This window comes from Mycolicibacterium fluoranthenivorans, assembly GCF_011758805.1.
Classification (GTDB): domain Bacteria; phylum Actinomycetota; class Actinomycetes; order Mycobacteriales; family Mycobacteriaceae; genus Mycobacterium; species Mycobacterium fluoranthenivorans.
In genome coordinates, this window is the sequence record NZ_JAANOW010000003.1 from 584,638 (window position 1) to 603,116 (window position 18,479).

At 66.2% G+C, this 18,479-nt stretch carries 15 protein-coding genes; 6 read left to right on the plus strand and 9 right to left on the minus strand.

Features of this window, described 5'->3' with window-relative positions; all coding sequences use genetic code 11:
• Positions 1–1,583 precede the first annotated feature (1,583 nt).
• The 3 genes from FHU31_RS26240 to FHU31_RS26250 all read right to left on the minus strand — a co-directional run bounded on the left by FHU31_RS26240 (position 1,584) and on the right by FHU31_RS26250 (position 5,765).
• Entirely contained in the window at positions 1,584–2,288 is a 705-nt protein-coding gene (locus FHU31_RS26240; protein ID WP_263987878.1) for a hypothetical protein, read from the minus strand.
• A 135-nt stretch (positions 2,289–2,423) separates the two neighbouring features.
• Entirely contained in the window at positions 2,424–4,841 is a 2,418-nt protein-coding gene (locus FHU31_RS26245; protein WP_409371188.1) for a heavy metal translocating P-type ATPase, read from the minus strand.
• Between the two features lie 441 nt (positions 4,842–5,282).
• The gene (locus tag FHU31_RS26250) at positions 5,283–5,765 is read right to left on the minus strand and encodes a hypothetical protein (RefSeq protein WP_167163567.1); all 483 of its coding nucleotides are present in this window, start codon (positions 5,763–5,765) and stop codon (positions 5,283–5,285) included.
• Positions 5,766–6,277: 512 nt separating this feature from the next.
• Between FHU31_RS26250 and FHU31_RS31290 the strand changes: the two genes are divergently transcribed.
• Together FHU31_RS31290 and FHU31_RS26260 are read left to right on the plus strand one after the other, a co-directional pair.
• A complete protein-coding gene (locus tag FHU31_RS31290; RefSeq protein ID WP_208411377.1) occupies positions 6,278–6,448 on the plus strand; it encodes a hypothetical protein in 171 nt (56 codons plus the stop codon).
• 887 nt (positions 6,449–7,335) lie between these two features.
• The gene (locus FHU31_RS26260; protein WP_272953490.1) at positions 7,336–8,454 is read left to right on the plus strand and encodes a L,D-transpeptidase; all 1,119 of its coding nucleotides are present in this window, start codon (positions 7,336–7,338) and stop codon (positions 8,452–8,454) included.
• Positions 8,455–8,463: 9 nt separating this feature from the next.
• Here FHU31_RS26260 and FHU31_RS26265 read toward each other — a convergent pair whose 3' ends face one another.
• From FHU31_RS26265 to ripA, 6 genes are all read right to left on the minus strand, one after another.
• On the minus strand, positions 8,464–9,222 hold the full coding sequence (locus tag FHU31_RS26265) for a class I SAM-dependent methyltransferase (RefSeq protein WP_167163568.1): 759 nt from the start codon (positions 9,220–9,222) through the stop codon (positions 8,464–8,466).
• Complete coding sequence (gene ripC, locus FHU31_RS26270) at positions 9,223–10,362, minus strand: peptidoglycan hydrolase RipC (protein WP_167163569.1); 1,140 nt, start codon at positions 10,360–10,362, stop codon at positions 9,223–9,225.
• Positions 10,363–10,733: 371 nt separating this feature from the next.
• Positions 10,734–11,459 carry a winged helix-turn-helix domain-containing protein gene (locus FHU31_RS26275; RefSeq protein WP_234901651.1) on the minus strand — a complete coding sequence of 242 codons (726 nt, stop codon included), beginning with the start codon at positions 11,457–11,459 and terminating at the stop codon, positions 10,734–10,736.
• Between the two features lie 97 nt (positions 11,460–11,556).
• Positions 11,557–12,447, minus strand: a complete 891-nt coding sequence (locus tag FHU31_RS26280) for a polysaccharide deacetylase family protein (RefSeq protein WP_234901652.1) — start codon at positions 12,445–12,447, stop codon at positions 11,557–11,559.
• Positions 12,448–12,561: 114 nt separating this feature from the next.
• On the minus strand, positions 12,562–14,073 hold the full coding sequence (locus tag FHU31_RS26285; RefSeq protein WP_167163570.1) for a multicopper oxidase family protein: 1,512 nt from the start codon (positions 14,071–14,073) through the stop codon (positions 12,562–12,564).
• Between the two features lie 82 nt (positions 14,074–14,155).
• Positions 14,156–15,601, minus strand: a complete 1,446-nt coding sequence (gene ripA, locus FHU31_RS26290; RefSeq protein WP_167163571.1) for an NlpC/P60 family peptidoglycan endopeptidase RipA — start codon at positions 15,599–15,601, stop codon at positions 14,156–14,158.
• Between the two features lie 307 nt (positions 15,602–15,908).
• Here ripA and FHU31_RS26295 point away from each other — a divergent pair, with 307 nt between their 5' ends.
• The 4 genes from FHU31_RS26295 to FHU31_RS26310 all read left to right on the plus strand — a co-directional run bounded on the left by FHU31_RS26295 (position 15,909) and on the right by FHU31_RS26310 (position 18,465).
• Complete coding sequence (locus FHU31_RS26295) at positions 15,909–16,286, plus strand: BlaI/MecI/CopY family transcriptional regulator (RefSeq protein WP_167163572.1); 378 nt, start codon at positions 15,909–15,911, stop codon at positions 16,284–16,286.
• Complete coding sequence (locus tag FHU31_RS26300; RefSeq protein WP_167163573.1) at positions 16,283–17,212, plus strand: M56 family metallopeptidase; 930 nt, start codon at positions 16,283–16,285, stop codon at positions 17,210–17,212. The genes FHU31_RS26295 and FHU31_RS26300 overlap by 4 nt, the downstream gene beginning before the upstream one ends.
• Positions 17,213–17,281: 69 nt before the next feature.
• The gene (locus tag FHU31_RS26305) at positions 17,282–17,695 is read left to right on the plus strand and encodes a DUF6153 family protein (RefSeq protein WP_234901688.1); all 414 of its coding nucleotides are present in this window, start codon (positions 17,282–17,284) and stop codon (positions 17,693–17,695) included.
• Between the two features lie 95 nt (positions 17,696–17,790).
• A complete protein-coding gene (locus FHU31_RS26310; protein ID WP_167163575.1) occupies positions 17,791–18,465 on the plus strand; it encodes a DUF305 domain-containing protein in 675 nt (224 codons plus the stop codon).
• Positions 18,466–18,479 lie beyond the last annotated feature (14 nt).

Genomic DNA, 18,479 nt, shown 5'->3' on the forward strand with positions numbered 1-18,479 from the left:
CGTTGGCGGGGCCGGCCAGCCTAGGTAGAGGTATGCCATCGGGCCGGTGTCGCGCCGGGCGAGCTCCGCGCGGCGCGACGCCACCCGGCCCACCACCGACCAATGATGTGTGAGTTCGCGAAATTCGCTGCCGCCGGACGATATTCGCTGGGTGCGCGGCATCGTTCCGCGGAATCGACAGACGTCGGGGACTGAGCAATGACAGGTGCGGGCTGTGGCGGCAGGACGCTTGACACGACGTCGTTGGCCAAATCATCGGGGTCGACCGCCGATGCGCCGCGCGGCGGCGACGAGATCCATCGATGGATCTCACCCCTGCAGACTCTCCCGGTGACCTTCAGCATGCCTGTGGCCCTACCACATCTCCTCGCTCCATTCCCCTCCCGCTGGGAATGTAGGTGCCACCAGTCACATCACCTCGACTTTCAAGGGACGCTCAGCCTCCTGGCATCATCTCCGGTGGCGCATTCTGCACCGGCCCGGGACGCCGAAGTCTGGCCGCTGTCCCGCCGCGGCGGGTGCTGGCGGCGCGTTGGGGTCTGGCGGCGTAACTTCGGACGGGGGCGGCGGGGATGCTGCACACCCCGGCCGGCGCCGACGCCGACGTCGACCTCACTCCGACGCTGCTCGCCCGTTCCCTCGGCCCGGCGTTGGGTGCGATCGTCGGCGACATCCACCGCGACGCCGGCCTCCCGCTACACCTGGGCGTGGGCGTGCACGGCTGGACCGAAACACCCTCAGGGGTAGAGCTCACACTCGACGACGGCGAAACCCTCACTGCCGACGCCGCCGTCGTCGGCACCTACCCCCGCACCGACCTGCGGCGCGGCAGCGGACTAGACCTCACCGACGGCGTGCTGTGCACTCCCACCTGCCACGCCCAGACAGTCGACGGCAAGGCAGTGGAATCCGTTGTGGCAGAGATGATGTCACACGGTGGCCCAACGTGCGGTTCCACACCACACCACACCGCGGCGGGTCGAACACTGGATCAACGCCATCGAAATGGGTCAAGCCGCCGCCTCACCGCTCCTCGCCTGGTCCCAGGCCGGACGGCCGTTCACCTCGATCCCAAGGTTCTGGTCCCACCAGCACGGCGTCCGCATCCAATCCCTCGGAATGCCCACACTCGGAACCGACATGACCAATCCTGGACGGCACACCCGAGAGCCGGCGGTTCGTGGCCGGGTTCACCCGACCCTGCACCAGAGGGACCGATCCTCGTCGGCGCCGTCGCCGTCGGACTAATACTGGGTTTACTGGCTATCGAGCATTCGCATCTGCACGTGGGCGCCAGTTTCGCGGTGGGGTCGTCCTCGCGTTCCCGGGCGGTTTACGAATGCACAGGCACCACGTCACCGCCTCAGGCAGAGGATATTGCCGACAACGCGCCTGTGGCGCAACCGAACCGGCCTTCAAGTCGTTGATCCATCGCCTGAAGCTGGTTTAGCTCGGGTTTAGATCTCGCCACAGTTCCAGAGACTTGGCGTGAACGTCCCGTGCCGCACCCAGTGCCCCGTCCACGGCAGCCTGAGTCGCCTCAGTGTCCAGAGCCGCTAGACGGGCATCGCAGTCGGCACAGATCACTCATCGTGGTGATCGCCAACATCAGTGGCATGCGGCGACTCCGCCTGTGGGAGAGGAGATCCGACGGGTGCCGGTGCCGCGGGAGTGCCGATCGACTCGACGCTCGGTGGGGACATGGCCGGCTCTGGGTGTTCGTGATGTGCCTCTGCAGGTCCAACATTAGGACCGTGGTGGTCAGTTGCGGCGCCGGCCTGATCGGGATGGCCGTGCTGTAGACCAGAGGCCACACCGACCGTCGACGCCAGAGCGACGACGGCAGTTGCGCCGAGGAGCACGATCGCGTTCCCGAACGCTGGTATCGGTTCGCTGTGGTGGCCTCGGTACACCACCCAGCCGGCTGCCATCACGACATAGATTTGAAGCAGCAGAGCACAAAGGTCGGCGCCCTTGACGAGCTCGGGTTCTCCAGCGTGAGGGCCGAACGGCGCGCCCGCCGTCCGCGAAAGAGCCCACAGTGCGATGGCCCCGACATTGAGCATGATCCCCGCGGCAAGCACAGACGTCGTCATCCGAGCAAGGACTAGTCGCGCCCAGATCAGTTGGCACAAGGCGATCGAGAGAAAGAACAGGCCTGCCGGCACCCACTCTTGCCAATGCGTTGGCACCACCGCGAAGTGGACGATCGCCGCGCCGAACGAAGCTAGTGCGGCAAGCTTCACAGCCAGCCTGCTGTCCGTCCTCGTCGCTACTCTGGGCGCCACACGTCCGATGATGGCAGCCTTTGCTCGAACATCAACTGTGCGACACCGTATCTCAACTTGACCGAGATACCTCCGTCACCTGTTCACCGTCGCAATGGTGGCGTGTCTGCGCGGCCCTGGAGGGCGACCGATCGCTCACGGCGCGTCGGCCGCGCTCGGTGCCGGCAGTCGAAGTCGCTTGAGGGTCAACGCATTGACGGCAACGAGGATGCTGGAACCTGCCATCGTGATCGCGGCGATCTCCGGGCGCAACACCAGGCCGAACGCCGGCTCGAAGACGCCCGCGGCAATGGGTAGCGCCACGGAGTTGTAGCCGATCGCCCAGACGAGGTTCTGCTTCATCTTGCGGACCGTGCCCCTCCCGATCCGCAGCGCGACCGCCACGTCGAGCGGGTCCGAACGCATCAGGACCACATCGGCGGTTTCCACCGCGACATCGGTACCCGCGCCGATCGCAATTCCGAGGTCGGCTTGAGCCAACGCCGGCGCATCGTTGACACCGTCACCGACCATCGCCACCCGATGCCCGGCGTTCATGAGTGCGGTGACCTTCGCGGCCTTGTCGCCGGGCAACACGTCGGCGATCACCTCGGTGACCCCGATCTGCGCGGCGATCCGCTGCGCGGTGGCCGCGTTGTCTCCGGTGAGCATGACCACCTCGACTCCCATGGAGCGCAACTCTGCGACGGCGGCCGCAGAGGTGGGTCGCACCGCGTCGGCGATACCGATCACCGCCACCGCCCGCCCGTCGACCGCAGCAAGCACCGCCGTTCGACCCCCAGCGGCAAGTTCCTGCTGCCGGGGACCCAGGACGCCCAGGTCGATGCTCTCCGCAGTCATTAGTCGGGTGTTGCCGACCACGACCCGGTGACCATCCACGACCGCGATCGCGCCCTGCCCCGCCACGTTGGCGAAGTCGTGCACATCGAGGCGGCGTGCTCCGGCGGCGTCGGCGTGCTGCACCACCGCGGCCGCCAGCGGATGTTCCGAGTTGCGTTCGACCGCGGCGATCAGCGCCAGCGCCTCCGTCTCGGGTAGCCCGTCCACGATCAGGTCGGTCACCTCCGGGGCGCCCAGGGTCAGGGTGCCGGTCTTGTCCATGACCACGACGTCGATCTTCTTCGACGTCTCGATTGCGGTCGCGTTCTTGAACAACACTCCACGGGCAGCGCCCAAGCCGGTCCCGACCATGATCGCGGTCGGTGTGGCCAGCCCCAGCGCGTCGGGGCAGGTCACCACCACCACCGTGATCGCGAACAACAAGGCTTCGCTGACCGAGCGGCCCACCAGCAGCCACACCACGAAGGTGCCGACCCCGCCGAGCAGCGCCACCAGAACCAGCCAGAATGCGGCCCGGTCCGCCAGGCGCTGACCGGGTGCCTTGGAGTTCTGCGCCTCCTGCACCAGCTTCACGATTTGGGCCAGGGCGGTGTCCGCGCCGACCTTGGTGGCTCGGACCCGCAGTGTCCCAATGGTGTTGATGGTGGCCCCCACCACCTCATCGCCAGGACCCTTGTGAACCGGCAGGCTTTCTCCGGTCACCGTGGACTCGTCGACGTCGCTGTCGCCGTCCTCCACCACCCCGTCGACGGCGATCTTGGAACCGGGTCGAACCAACAACAAATCGCCCACCACGACCTGATCGGTGGGGATCTCCACCGACTCACCGTCGCGGAGCACGGTCGCCATGGGCGGGGCCAGCTTGAGCAGTGCACGGACGGCGTCGTTGGCGCCACCCCGTGCCCGCATCTCGAAGTAGTGACCGAGCAGCACGAACGCGGTCAGGATGGTCGCCGCTTCGTAGAAGACGTCGCCGCCCCCAGTCAGGGTGACCCCGACGGAGTACACCCAGCCGGCACCGACGGCGACCGCGACGAGCACCATCATGTCCAACGTGCGGGCACGTAGCGCCCGGTACGCGCCGGCGAAGAACACTTGCGCCGAGTAGAAGATCACCGGAACGCTCAGAATCAGCTGGAACACGTCGTCGCGCAGCCCGAACGGCGCGGCCACGGTGAACCCGAACACGTCGCGCCCGATCCGGGACCACAACGTGATCACCACACCGAACACCACCGCGACCAGGAAACGGTCCCGCATGTCGCGGATCATCGCGGCCATCGACATCTCACCGTGCCCGCCATGCCCCATCACCTCGGCCGGCGTCCCCGTCCGACCCGCACCCGCCACGGCGCTCGCGTCGTGGGCTGGATGGCTTGCGTGGTCGGCAGCTTCATCGGCGGTGCCGGGGGCCCGCTTCACGTCGCTGGCCGATACCGGCATGGCACACAGGTGATCCGGGACCGATTCACCCCGGCAGTGGTATCGGCACTCTCGAACCCAGCCAGCAAGGTCCTCCACCGTGGTGCGAGCCGGGTCGTAGCGCACAGTCACGGTCTGAGCGACCGGATTAGCCTCGGCGCCAACAACTCCCGGTCGCCGGCCAAGGACTGTCTCCACCACGTTCTTCTGAGTCGCCCACTGCACGCCGTCGAGTTCCAGCACCACTGTGCGTGTACCAGCACCTTCGATGCCCGTGTCCAACTCCTTCACCAGCGCCGCCCCCCATCCACCATCTCCCCGAACCGACCGGCTTCCACCAACCTCGTTGCAAGCTAGAACTCACCCGGACAGGCGGGGCTACGTTCGGGCCCTCAAGGAAGGTCATGATCCGCGTTGTGAATTCTGCGGTCGTCCTACGTATCAACCTAGTAGACAGCGGCTAGAAGGGTTAGCTGTTTACTGACGTTGCGTCGTAGATCGAGTGGCGGGCCGAACACCGCCGAAGTCTCGTCGTGGACCCGATAGCGGCGTTCCTGCGGATCTTCGGTAGAAATCACTTCCGCGGGACGCCCTCGGCCGCCGGCGTGTGGCCGGGTGGCGGCGGCTCAGACCACCCCTCACCACGAGAGGGCGACCGCGGAGGGCATCAAGATCGCGTGTCGTCGATACTGCCATCTCAGTTCAGGACAGAGGCTCGTTGGCCGATTTCCGTTATGGGCGCGGAGAACTGGGAACGGCTGGCGTTGCCGTCGGGGGCTGCTGCCGACCAGGCTCCATCATTCCGCCGGGCCCCATCCCACCGGGCCCCATCATTCCGCCGGGCCCCGTCCCACCGGGCCCCATCATTCCGCCGGGCCCCATCCCACCGGGCCCCATCATTCCGCCGGGCCCCATCCCACCGGGCCCCATCTGACCAGGCCCCATCGGTTGGCCGCCGTCCCGGTCCATCATGCCGTACCCGCCGCGATGCTGATCGCGGCCGAAGCCGCTGCCAGCGTGCACTCCGAGGACGAACCCCGAGAAGAAAATCACGGCGACGATGAAAACGACACCAGCGACGATGCCCACCACTGCCGCGACCCGGTTGACCTTGTTTGGCCGGTTACGCCGTGGCGTCTCTTCGGTAATCCGCCGATCCGGTGCCACGGCGGCCGGTTCGATTCGCGTCGAAGGTGTTTCAGGTGTTTCGGTCATGCTTCACCATTTCTCTGTGAGTTGAGCATCGGGTGCGCTTTCTGACAATGGATTACTGCGAAGGGTGCCGGTCACGGGCCAGCTGCGGGAAACTCTGACTAAAGCCGGCGATTACGCCGCCCACAGCCGGGAAGTCTTCAATTTCTCGCCGAGTTAGATGCTCAACGTGGTCCTCATGTTGATCTTAGCAATGCGCCAAAACCTTCATGGACCAACATTTTTCGAGCCTTCTCCCAGGATGCTTCGAACGCGGTATGCGGCCTTGTCAACAACGCGTGTCATCATTTCCCACCGCCAGAAGGCCCGGAGAGGATGAACCATTCAAAGTCGTTGAGCCGCAACGTCGTCCTCACCGCCCACGAAGTATGGCGTGGCGCTGCCGAAACTCGTCGGCGTCTATCTCGCCGCGAGCAAACCGTTCGGTGAGCAGATCCTCCGCGCGCGACGGACCGGAACCGTGCGCGTGCGAGTCAGTACTTCGTGGACCCGTCAGATACCGGACACTGACGACTATGACGGTGATCAACGCCGCCCAGAACAAGACCATCGCCAAGCTCATTAGGAGCCAGCCGCCCCAACCCCATCCGCCACTGCCGAACCACATCATCGTCTTTCGCCCTTCTCCGGAACAGTCGAACCCGAACCATCTACCAGGTTGCCCACGGCACGCCGATTCGGTGTAGTGCCAATGGTCCCCGTCGCAGAGTCCAAAGGACCTTGAAGCCCCGGAAGTGCCGGTGCTCGTCCGACCTTGGAAACGATTGAGCACCTGAAAGCACAGTTCCCGGCAAGCCGACGACGCGAATAGCTGTGAGCAGAAGGCCGCCGCTGTGCGCAGGACACGGACCCTGCGGAAGGAGTTCCGAATTGCGCATCCACGTCGTGACAACGGTGCCGGTGTGGGTGTGCGTTCATTGTGTACGACAGGCGCCGACAGCACGGCGCGAAGGCCCGTCGTGCGTGTCGAGATCCATCGAGACCGTCGTTTCCACGCCGTGTAGGACAAACGGATGACCATGGAGCTCGTTGTCCAGGATCTACGGGAAGCGCGACTTCGCGGCCCTTCCACAAGCGACGCAGCGAGCACCCCCGTTCAGCTGGAGTCAACTGAGCGTGTCGGGACCGGAAAGCGAGGTCCCACTCTTCGTGACGACGTGCCAACCTCCACAAAGCACGGAACATCGCTGAGAGGTATCCCCTTGAGATGTCGCGCGTCAGCGCTGACGCCGAAAATCGTCGAAACACCATCTACGTATCAAGGCCGTAGGATGAAGGCGGGCAGCGGCTAGCAATGTCCGCTAGCCCGAACACCACATAGACAAGGCAGCGCGCGGAGGTTCCAAGAATGCAAGCAATCGACAGCAAGGTCAGCGCCTCGGCCGTCGAGACGCTCCCTATGTTTCGGGCTTCATCGACGCCCCGCCACGCGGGGAACACAGAATGTCGCGATTCTCGGCAGGTCGGTTTCATTCTGACCCGCGAACGATTTCGCTTCTGGTCAAGGACAATTGCCATTTTCATATTGGCGGCCCTGGCGCTCACCGCATGCACCGTCGATGCCCCGCCGCCGATGCCGCCGGCTGCGCAGGTCATCTCCGAGAAGGGCGACCCGTACTCGAACCTGCTGGAGCCCAGGCTCGAAACATCGACGGCCGACGGAGCAGTCGGCGTCGAGGTGGACTCTCCGATCACCGTCCGAGCCAGCGCGGGGGTGTTGGGCGCGGTCAGCCTGACCAACGACAACGGCAAGGCGATCGCCGGCCACCTCAGCGACGACGGGCTGACATGGGCGACGGCGGAGCCGCTGGGCTACAACAAGCGCTACACGTTGCGGGCCGAAGCATTGGGATTGGCCGGCGCCACACACGACACGATGACGTTTCGGACCAGCTCGCCTGAAGACTTGACGATGCCCTACGTGCTACCCAACGACGGCGAGGTGGTGGGAGTTGGTCAGCCCGTGGCGATCCGGTTCGACGAGAACATTCTCGATCGGTCGGCAGCGGAGAAGGCCATCACCATTACGAGCCAACCTGCCGTCGAGGGCGCGTTCTACTGGCTCAGTGATCGCGAAGTCCGTTGGCGGCCCAAGGATTACTGGAAGCCAGGTACCACCGTCGTCGTCGCAGTGAACACCTACGGGGTGGATCTCGGTGACGGCCTGTTCGGGCAGGACGACGTCACCTCGCGCTTCACCGTGGGCGACGAGGTCATCGCGACTGCCGATGACACCACCAAGACGTTGACCGTCCGGGTCAACGGTGCGGTGGTCAAGACGATGCCGATCTCGATGGGCAAGAACAGTGCTCCGACCGACAACGGCACCTACGTGATCGGTGACCGCTATCGCGAGCTGGTCATGGATTCCTCCACCTACGGTGTCCCGGTGAATTCGGCGGAGGGCTACCGCCTCGAGGTGGAGTACGCCACCCAGATGTCCTACAGCGGCATCTACGTTCACGCCGCACCCTGGTCGGTGAACAGCCAGGGCCGAAGCAACGTCAGCCACGGCTGCCTCAACGTGAGCACCAGCAATGCTCAGTGGTTCTACGACAACACCAAGCGCGGCGACGTCGTCCAGGTCCTCAACACCGTCGGCCCGACGTTGCCGGGCACCGACGGCCTGGGCGATTGGAACATTCCCTGGGAGCAATGGCAGGCCGGGAACGCGGTCAGCCCAACCCAGTAGGGGTGAGGTTCAGGGTTTGATCAGCGCGTAATAGGCGTATCGGGCGTCCAAGCGGTTCCGCGGGACCAGGGTGATCAGCTTTGGTGTCAGCCCACAGTCGATCGCCCGCAGCCAGAACTCGTCGATACCGAAGGTCGTCATGTTGGCCAGGTTGCGACGGTAGTCGCGGCGATGACCGCGGGTACGGCGATCCGCGGTCCGGTACTTCACCTGGATCAAGGCCAGTCCACCGCTGACCAACAACCGCTCGGCGATCCGAACGATGCGAAGCGCCTCCTCCGGGCCTGCGGTGAGTTCGATAACGTAGAGGCACAGAAACGTGTCGCACGATCCTTCGCGGCCGTCCACGGCCCGCTCGGGGTTCGCGATGTCGACGTGCACCGGTTCGACGGAGGTCTGGCAGACCGCCCGGACCTGTCGCACGCACTCCGTGACACTCTCGGGTGCGATGTCTGCGGCCAGGAACGTCGAGGCGATCGGCGCGAACGCGACGGCGTTCGCACCGCCGCCGCAGCCCCACTCGATCACCCGACCGGGACCGGACGGCAGGTCGAGTCCCTTGGCGAACCGGTGAAAGATGTCGAGGTGGTTGCGACCGACCTCCAGCCACGCCTCGTCGCCAAGACCGGTGCGCCAGTGAGAGTCCGACGCCCACGCCTCACCCGACATTGCGGACCAGTAGGTGCGCGCGTCGGCGATCCTGCGGGAGATCCCCTGCCCGGGCACGGCTCGACCGGCGGCCTTCAAAACTCTGCGCACGCCGAGCATCTAGTACCGGCGCGCGTTGTGGAACGGCGACGAATCCACCGGCGCGACGCGAACCGGGGTGCCGTAGGTCGAGGCGTGCACCATCATTCCGTCCCCGATGTAGATCCCCGCATGCGACACGTCGGAGTAGAAGGTCACGATGTCCCCGGGCTGCAGGTCGTCTCGCGAGACCGGTTGACCGCCGGTGGCGAGCGACTGACTCGAATGCGGGAGCGACTTGCCGGTCTGCTGGAACGCCCACATGATCAGACCCGAACAGTCGAACGCGTTCGGCCCAGACCCACCCCACGAGTAGGGGGAGCCGATGCGGGTCAGGGCCGCTTGGACGACCGCCGCGTTCCCGGAGCCCCCACCCAACGGAGGTACCGCGTCGGGGGCGCTGACCTCGGCCGGCGGTGCACCGTCGATGGGTGGGACGATCTCGCCGCCGGCCAGCACCTCAGGCCCCGGCGCTGGTGCGTCGACGGGCGGTGGGAGGGCTGCGAGCGCGGCCCGCTGGTCGGGGGTCAGGGCGTCGTATCGGGCCTTGACCGCCACGATCTGCGACCGGAGTCGACTCTGCTTGGCCTGCAGTTCGGCGCGGACGGCGCTGGCCTGCTCAGCAGCAGTGCGCGCCTCGGAAGCCGATGTGGCCGAAGCCCTTTCCGCGGTGTCGGCCCGTGCGCGGGACTCGCGGAAGCGGCGCATCGTCGTGGCCATCTCGGTGCTCATGGCGTTCTTCACGGCGAGTTGGTCGATCAGCTGTTGCGGCGAATTCGCGGTCAGAATGCCCGTGAGCCCGTCGGTGGGTCCACCCATGTACTCGGCCGCGGCAACCTCGTCGACGGCCCCCTGATAGGTGGTGAGGTCGGCCCGGGCGGCCGTCACGGCGACGAGGTCATCGACGTTCCTTCGCTCGGCGACGTCCTGCGCCGCCCCCGCCGCATCGAGGCTGAGTTGTGCCGAATGCATGGCTTCGGTGGTCTGTTCGGCCTCCCGCGACAGTTCGTTTAGTTGGGCCAGCGCGTCGGCGGCGGGGTCGGCTCGCACATCGGCAGCGACGACACCGGTCGACAGGATGAGTATCGACAGGAGGGCGGCGACGAGACGATGGGATGGCGCAGTCACGCCGTGGACCACGGCGCGGACACACGAGGTCATGCTGCGTCGTGCATTGTCCTGCATCAGATCTGCCAGTCCTGGGTGCCGTCGTTCTGGTTGAAGGGCCCGATCGAGATCGCGGCTACTCCTATCGCGGCAGCGACCAACGCGCGCATGAACCGCGGCATCCTCATGACCTCCAGTTGACAACGTCGATCTGAGCCGAGGCCCGTCGACCCAGACTCACTGCCTACGAATGGCTTTGCCTACATCGGCGGCGGTGGCATCGGCATGGTGATGACCTCCGTTGCCGAACCGTGACCAAGAACCTACGCACTAAAGCAGTACGTTGCAACATAGTAGATATGTTTACTCCGCGCGATGAGTATCGCCGCGAACTGGTGCAGGTTGTCGTCGCCGGCCCGCGGGGGTCATGACGTGGCAAGCCGGTAGCCGCTTCCCCGCACCGTGGACACATACCGCGGGGCCGCCGGGTCGTCACCGAGCTTGCGGCGCAGCCCACCGATGTGTGCCTCGACGAGCGCCCGACTGATCGGACGCGAGTCACCCCACACCGCAGCCACCAGCTGCCGCCGGGTCAGAACGACACCGGGCCGTGCCGCCAGCGCCGCCAGCACGTCGAACTCGATCCGAGTGAGCGCCAACGGAATCCCGTCGGAATGTGCGCGGCGGCGAGGAACGTCGATGCGCAGACCGCTCGATGCTCGCGACGAACCCTTCACCGACGCGGCGGGCACCGTGTCCGGCATCGAACGCGGCCGGCGCATCATGGCGCGTAGACGTGCGACGAGTTCGCGTGGACTGATCGGGTCGGCGATGAATACGTCCGCCGCAACCGGTTCTCCGATGGCATCGAGGACGCGTTGACGCGCCGAGAGCACCACGAGGTAGGCGTTGGTCACCGAACGCAACTGGCGACACACCTCGAACGCGTCGAGTCCAGGGACCGCCAGATCGACCACGACGACGTCGGGGTCGTGGTCAAGCGCCGACTGGACCGTGTCATCGACGCTGCTGGTCACGTGAACAACGAACTGCTCCCGCTGCATGAAGTGGGCGAGGCTTCCCACGACGGGCCGGCGGTCGTCGACGACCACCGCCCGAAGGCGACCCGATCCCGGGATGGGTTCCGCCAAGGGACACTGCGCCGCCTGAGTCACACCGTCCGCCAATCCGTTTCCGGTTCAGCGCGTTTGGCCGCCCACGGCGAGGTCGACGGCGCAGCTGTTGGGCTCACTGGGGACCGCCGGGGTTCTGGTTCGGGATGTCGGTGATCGGCAGGTTTCGCGCAGGTGCGGGTGACGGCGTGGGCGGAAGGGCGGGGATCTGTTCGGTTGGGATGTCGGTGAGGTCATTGGCCGGCGGGCCGTTGACCCGGCTGCCGTAGCTGCTCCCAGGCTCGCGGGGGCCGAGCAGATGGCCGACGGTGACCAGGTGATAGCCGTTGGCCTTCAGCACCGGAATGAACTGCTCGACGAGGTCCACGGTGCTCGAGTAGGTGTCGTGCAGCAACACCACCGACCCGGGGGTGATCTGAGTCATCAGCATGTACCGGGTGGCGCCGGTGTTGGCGTCGTTGATCCAGTCGAAGGGGATGACATCCCAGTTGATGTCAGCCAGGCCTTGCCGTTTCGCTTCGGCGAGCACCGCATCATTGATCAAACCACCGGCGGTCCGCAACAGCACGGGCGCCCGACCGGTGGCGGCGGCAATGGCTGCGGTGCCCTTGGACAGCTGATCGGGAATGTCGGCGACCGGAACGGTGGACATGTTGGCGTGTTCCCAGGTGTGGTTGCCGATCTCCATCCCCGCATCGGCGATGCGTCGCGCGCTCGCCGGGTCGGCGGCAACCTTGTTGCCCACCAGGAAGAACGTGGCCTTCGCGTCGTCCCCGGTCAGGACTCGAAGGAGCCGGTCGGTGAACGGGGTGGGTCCGTCGTCGAAGGTCAGGGCCACGCACTTGGCGCGGGTGCAGTCGACCGTGTCCGGATCGGCGGATTGGCTTTTTAAAGCCACGACCATCAGCGCCCCGGTCAGGGTGACGACCGCGAGCAAGGCGGCCAATGGGAGCCACCGAATTCGATGCGAGCCGGCGTACCAGAGCCCGTCCTCACGCCGTGTCATCGGAAGCCCTTCTGTCCGTGGATCGCCGCGGTGCATTCAAGTGTGTCGGCATTGGGTTTGACACCCGGGTGGGTCTGCTCACGTCGTCATAATCGAGACCTAATGGCGACGGAGTCAGGTCGTGTAGTCGACACTGGTCATCATGCCGGCCTCTTGGTGATAGGTGTTGTGGCAGTGCATCATCCACACGCCAGGGTTGTCCGCGATGAACGTCGTGCTCACCGTTTGCTTCGGCAGCACGATCGCGGTGTCCTTGCGGGCACCCAGACTGCCGTCGGGTCGAACGATCTGAAACGTGTGTCCGTGCAGGTGCATCGGATGCCACATCGTCGTGGAATTGCGGAAGGTCAGGCTGACTCGTTGGCCCTGCTGAACCGTCATGGGTGGGGCGTCGGGGAAGGTGACCCCGTTGATCGACCAGTCGTAGGTCATCATGGACCCGGTCAGTTCCGCGGTCAGAGAGGTGTCGGGCGCACCGGCGGGAAACGATGCGGCTTCCGTAGCGGCGAACATCGCCGCCGTGCCGACGCGGCCAGTCATCTCGGGTGGCTGATATCCGGCGTAGGGTCCAGTGCCCGCGCCGGTGGACAGCAGAGCCCGCGCCAACCCGTTCTTCCCCTCGGGCATGGCCACGAGCGCAAAGACACCGTCGCCGGCGGTGATGATCGCGTCGTAGCGCTCACCCATCCCCAGCAGCAACGCGTCGACGTCGGCCGGGACGACCGGATATCCGTCGGTGTGGGTGACCGTCATGGAGTGGCCGGCCAGTGCGACGCGGAACGCGGTGTCCGACCCGGCATTGATGATCCGGAGCCGGATCCGCTGTCCAGGCCTGGCGGTGAACACCGTTGCTGCAGAGGGGATTCGGCCGTTGATCAAGGAGTAGGGGTAGTTCACGTCCCCGGCGTCCCCGCCGAGCAACGTGCTGGTGCCCACGCCCTCCATCGTGGGCATCGCACCCATGCCCGGCATGTCGTCGTGCGCACCAGATCCGCTGCCGGACAGATCGCTCCAGATCTGCTCGGGCGTCTTGCCGATCCCGTCGGTCCAGTCGTCGAGGACGACGATCCACTCCGCGTCGTAGTCGCCCGGCTCGTCGGGGTCGTCGACGATGAGCGGTAGGTACAAGCCTCGGTCGGCATCGAGGCCGGTGTGCGGGTGCGCCCAGTACGTTCCCGGATGTGGCACCGAGAAGCGGTAGGTGAAGTTACCTCCGGGCTCGACGTTGGGGGTGGCCGGGGAGGCGCCGTCCATGTCGTTGCGCAGAGCGACGCCGTGACAGTGCAGCGACGTTGGATGGGTGAGCTGGTTGACCAGGGTGATGGCGAGTTCGTCACCAACGTTGGCGCGGATGAGTGGGCCGGGAAGGTCGGTGCCGTAGGCCAGTGTGCTGGCGCGGGTGCCGCCCAGGTCGAGGACCGCGGGTTCGGCGGTGAGTGTCGTCGTCACGGTGCGTCCGGTGTGTGGCCGCGCGGCCTCGACGGTGTCGATGTCGGCCTGCCCGGTGGCGGAGGGACCAGGCGTCCTAGCGCAGCCGGGGAGCAGAATGCCGCCGGCGATGGTGGCTCCGGCGGCCAGGAGTTCCCGTCGGCTCAGGCGGAGCCGATGCGGCGCGGGTCGGGTCATGGCAGGTGCCGTTTCAGGGGTACGTCGGCCACGTCTCGGCCGGGGGTCGTCACGTGATTGTGCCGCGGGATTCTGTGTGCCATCAGTATTCGATGAGCCTGGTGACGTAGGGGGTCATGCCGCTGGTCCGCACGGGGGAGATCTTGACCGTCGACCCGGTGTAGGGCGCTTCCAGCATCTGGCCGTTGCCCAGGTACATGGCTTCGTGCTGGCTGGCGCTGGGCCCGTAGAAGATGAGGTCGCCGCGCCGCATTTGCGATGAGGGGATCTTGCGGCCGGCGTTGTATTGCGAACCCGAGTAGTGGTCGAGCTTGATGCCTACTCCGGCGAAGGCGTACAGGTAGAGCCCCGAGCAGTCGAACCCGACCGTTCCCGCGCCCTGGTCGATGCCCCTGGAAGGGCCGTTGGCGTTCCCGCCGCCCCATGAGTAGGGCACGCCGAGCTGCGACATCGCGCGACGGATGACGTATTCGGACGCTTGGCGTCCATACACCCGCGGGATGCGTCCGTTGGTGATGCCAGGGTCGGCGGCCGCGCTGGCCCGGGGCAGGATTCCGATCGTGGTCAAGAACTTGCGGCCCAGGTCGGCGGTGAGTTGCGCTGACGTGGACGAGATCTGAAGCACCATGTTGATGATGGCGACGGGATCACCGGCAACGATCGCGCTGGGCACCATGGGCAGCGTGGTGTCCCACTGGCTGATACCGGAGGGCGCCGCAGCCGCGGAAGCGTGCGGGGTCGCCCGGTCCCAGTCGGCGGCGGCAGTGGGCTCGGTGGGCGGCCCGATCGCCGTCCCGGTGCGGTTCGACGTCACAGTCCCGCTCGCGGTTGGCCGGATGCGAGCCGCGTCCAGCCGGGCCCGGGCCGTTCGGCGCTGCTCGGCGACCTGATCCACCTCGGCCTGCTGGGCACCGAACTGGCGTTGCGTCTCGGTCAACGTCCTGACCGCGGCGTCCATGCTGGTTCGGGCCTGCGCCGCAGCCTCGTCTGCTCGTCGTCGAGCGGCCCGAGCCTCAGATTCCTCGTTGGCCGCCGCGGTGCGCGCCCGCGCAAGGTCGGCCCTGGTCTTCTCGAAGCTGATCTGCAGCGCCTGGCCCGTACCGGCGGCACCGATGACGTCCTGAGGACTGGCCGCCGTCAGATAGGAATCGGACGGGCCGTTGACGTAGGCCGCGGCAGCGAAGGTGTCGAACCGCTGCTGCGCCGTGGCGATGGCAGTGTTGGCCTCGCGCACTGCGCGCTGGCTGGTCTCCACGTCGCGGCGTGCCCTCTCGGCCGCGTCGCGCGCAGTCTGAACCTCGGCAATCGCCTTGTTCACACCTTCCTGGTGATCCTGAATCTGGGCACCAAGGTGCTGCAGCCGTTGATCCGCCTCGGCTACCCGGACGATCAACGCGGACACCGTTTCGGCACCCCCGCTGACTGGTCCCGGTTCCCCGCGCGCAGGGATGGGGGCAATCACCAAGGCCACCATGGCGGCGGCGGCGACCATCGACACGGTGCGGCTCGGGTTCCACCTGTTTGCCATCGTCTGTGGTCTCCCTACGACTCGGACCGCGTCCACGTCCCGGCGATCTCTTCGTGCATTCACAACCCCGCACTGCTACGCATGTCGGTAGTACGTAGTAGGGCCGTACGTATTTGGACCGTACATCACGCCGGCCCGGCGATGCGTTTGGTCACGGACTTTGGATCCGTGATGTGCAGAGCTGTAACGGTTTCGAGACATTGGCGTGCCGCAGATTGGCTCGCCGACCTTGGGGGCCTAGATTGGCTTCAGCTGTCCGACCTCGCAGCCGGTGCGAGACGTCGCCGTCGACCAGCAGGAGTGTGCCGTGCGAGTTCGGGGTTTCGGAGAACTCGAGGCCGTCGTCATGGACCGAGTATGGGATCGCGCCGAGGTCTGCACGGTCCGCGACGTCTTCGACGAACTCGCCGCAGACCGGGTGATCGCCTACACCACCGTGCTCTCGACGATGGACAATCTGCACCGCAAGGGGTGGCTGGAACGCGAACGGGTCGGCAAGGCTTACCACTACCGTCCCGCGATGACCCGGGAAGAGCATTCCGCCAAGTTGATGCGCAACGCCTTTGAATCCGGTGGGGACACCAACCTGGTGCTGTCGCACTTCCTCGATCAGATGAACGACGCCGAATCGGCGCAGGTCAAGTCCACCCTTCGCCGCTTCATCAATCGTCGGGCCAGCTCATGAGTGTCGCGGCGGGCCTCCTGCTGTACGCCGCGGTGATGAGTTGGTGGGGTCCCCGCGTGCTGGCCAAGATCACCACTCGCGGAATCAACCCACTCCTTGGCGTGACCGCCTGGCTCACCGCGATCGTCGGCGTCCTGGGTGCCTGGGCGGCAGCGATGATCGTGTTGGCGCTCGACGCCGCGGACGCCCTCTCCAACAGTGTCGTCAGGACGATGTGTCTGGAGTTCCTCGGCCACCTCGGCCAGATCGACATGGCGCGCCCCGTCGCGGCGACCATCGCCGTCGTCCTCATCGGCACGTCCCTGGCGTTGTCGCTCGTGTTCGGTCTGCGCATCGTCGCGACGCTGCGCACGCTCCGGACGACCAGCCAGGAACACGCCATGGCAGCCCGCGTCGTCGGTCGGCCCACCGCATGGCGCGACGTGTTCGTCGTCGACGCCGACCAGGCCGCGGCCTACTGCGTATCAGGGCGTCCGCGCGCCATCGTCGTCACCAGCGCGGCGCTGGCAAGCCTCGAAGACGACCAACTGGCCGCCGTGCTGGCCCATGAGTACGCACACCTGACCGGTCGCCACCACCAGCTGTTGATGGTGTTGCGTGCCGCCGCCGCCGGACTGCCCTCGCTGCCGCTGCTGGCCGCCGGGCCCGACGCGGTGTCACGGCTTCTGGAGATGAACGCCGACGACAGCGCGGCTCGCCGCCACGGCCGGCACCCCCTGCTGTGCGGCATGGCGGCGCTCGTCGGCCGGCCCACGGTTCCAGCGGCAGCCCTCGGCGCAGCCCACACCGCCGTACTCGACCGCGCAGCCCGCCTGGCTGCGCCCGCTCCTGCCGGTGTGCGGTGGCGCGATCGGGTCACGCTGTGGGCGGCGATCAGCTTGACGATCGCGGTCCCGGTCTTCACCAGCGCGCTCTGCCACCACTGACGAAAGCCCCAAGGCTGAAAATATACCCCTTAGGGGTATGAGCTCCGGTGCCGTATGCTGGCAGCCGTGATGAACGCGCGTGGTGTGGCACCGTTGCCCGCCGTTGCGCGACTCCTGCTCCTGGTGGTCCTGCTGGGTGGAATCGTCACCATGCACGCCGTGACGTTCACACTCGGCCACGACCACGACGCGCAGCCCGCGATGGCGGCGACGAGCCAGCATCACACCGCCAGTGGGCACGCCGCCCCGGCGTCCTCGCCCTGCGACGGCGACGACTGCGGCCAGCAACACACCGGGCTGCATGGCTGCGTCTTCATCATGACTGCCATCGCGATCATCGCCGGTCTGGCGATGCTGTGCTGGATCGGAACCCGCAACGCAGTGCTCATCGCGCCGAAGATTCGGCGCAGTAACCGCCGCCGTCAACGTGCACCCCCCTGGACCGTCCTAACCCTTCACCAACTGTCGATTCTGCGGGTCTGACAGGTAGTCACGCGTGGCCGCTCACGACGAGCAGGTCACCCATCGACACCTGTCCTCATTCACCCCTCATCGACAATTCGTAAAGGAAACCAGTCATGTTCAGTTCCACCATCGCCGTCAGGTCCACCGTCCTCGCAGCCGCCGTCGCGGCAGCCCTGACCGTCGCCGGCTGTACCGACACCGCATCCGACACCTCGGCATCCCCGACCGTCTCCAGTTCCACCGGGATGAGCGGATCGATGCCCGGAATGGATCACGGCGGCTCGTCGGCGTCAGCGGCGCCGAGTGCCACCCGCACCGACTTCAACGACGCCGACGTGATGTTCTTGCAGATGATGTACCCCCATCACGCGCAGGCCGTCGACATGGCCAAGCTCGTGCCGAGCCGATCCCAGAATCAGCAGGTCATCACGCTGGCTCAGAACATCGAGAAGGCTCAAGGGCCCGAGATGACGCAGATGACCGGCCTGCTCACGAGTTTCGGCAAGCCGGCGCCGTCGACGGAGATGTCCGGTCATGACATGCCCGGGATGGCAGGCATGCCAGGGATGATGTCCGCAGAGCAGATGACCAACCTGACGGGGCTGTCGGGCAAGGCGTTCGACCAGGTGTGGCTGCAGATGATGATCGACCATCACAGCGGCGCCATCGACATGTCCGCCACCGAGCTGCGCGACGGCACCAACCCGGATGCCAAGAAGCTGGCCCAGGCCATCATCGCCAATCAGCAGGCGGAGATCACCCAAATGCGGGGCATGCTCGGGAGCTAACCCTCGGCGACCGA

Bases quoted from the DNA above. Each gene is read 5' to 3' on its own strand.
- FHU31_RS26250 (WP_167163567.1), bottom strand. From the start codon at position 5,765: ATGACCGAAACACCTGAAACACCTTCGACGCGAATCGAACCGGCCGCC.
- FHU31_RS26280 (WP_234901652.1), bottom strand. From the start codon at position 12,447: ATGACACGGCGTGAGGACGGGCTCTGGTACGCCGGCTCGCATCGAATT.
- FHU31_RS26300 (WP_167163573.1), top strand. From the start codon at position 16,283: ATGAGTGTCGCGGCGGGCCTCCTGCTGTACGCCGCGGTGATGAGTTGG.
- FHU31_RS26310 (WP_167163575.1), top strand. From the start codon at position 17,791: ATGTTCAGTTCCACCATCGCCGTCAGGTCCACCGTCCTCGCAGCCGCC.
- FHU31_RS31290 (WP_208411377.1), top strand. From the start codon at position 6,278: ATGACGGTGATCAACGCCGCCCAGAACAAGACCATCGCCAAGCTCATT.
- FHU31_RS26260 (WP_272953490.1), top strand. From the start codon at position 7,336: ATGCCGCCGGCTGCGCAGGTCATCTCCGAGAAGGGCGACCCGTACTCG.
- ripA (WP_167163571.1), bottom strand. From the start codon at position 15,601: ATGGCAAACAGGTGGAACCCGAGCCGCACCGTGTCGATGGTCGCCGCC.
- ripC (WP_167163569.1), bottom strand. From the start codon at position 10,362: ATGACCTCGTGTGTCCGCGCCGTGGTCCACGGCGTGACTGCGCCATCC.
- FHU31_RS26305 (WP_234901688.1), top strand. From the start codon at position 17,282: ATGAACGCGCGTGGTGTGGCACCGTTGCCCGCCGTTGCGCGACTCCTG.
- FHU31_RS26285 (WP_167163570.1), bottom strand. From the start codon at position 14,073: ATGACCCGACCCGCGCCGCATCGGCTCCGCCTGAGCCGACGGGAACTC.
- FHU31_RS26265 (WP_167163568.1), bottom strand. From the start codon at position 9,222: ATGCTCGGCGTGCGCAGAGTTTTGAAGGCCGCCGGTCGAGCCGTGCCC.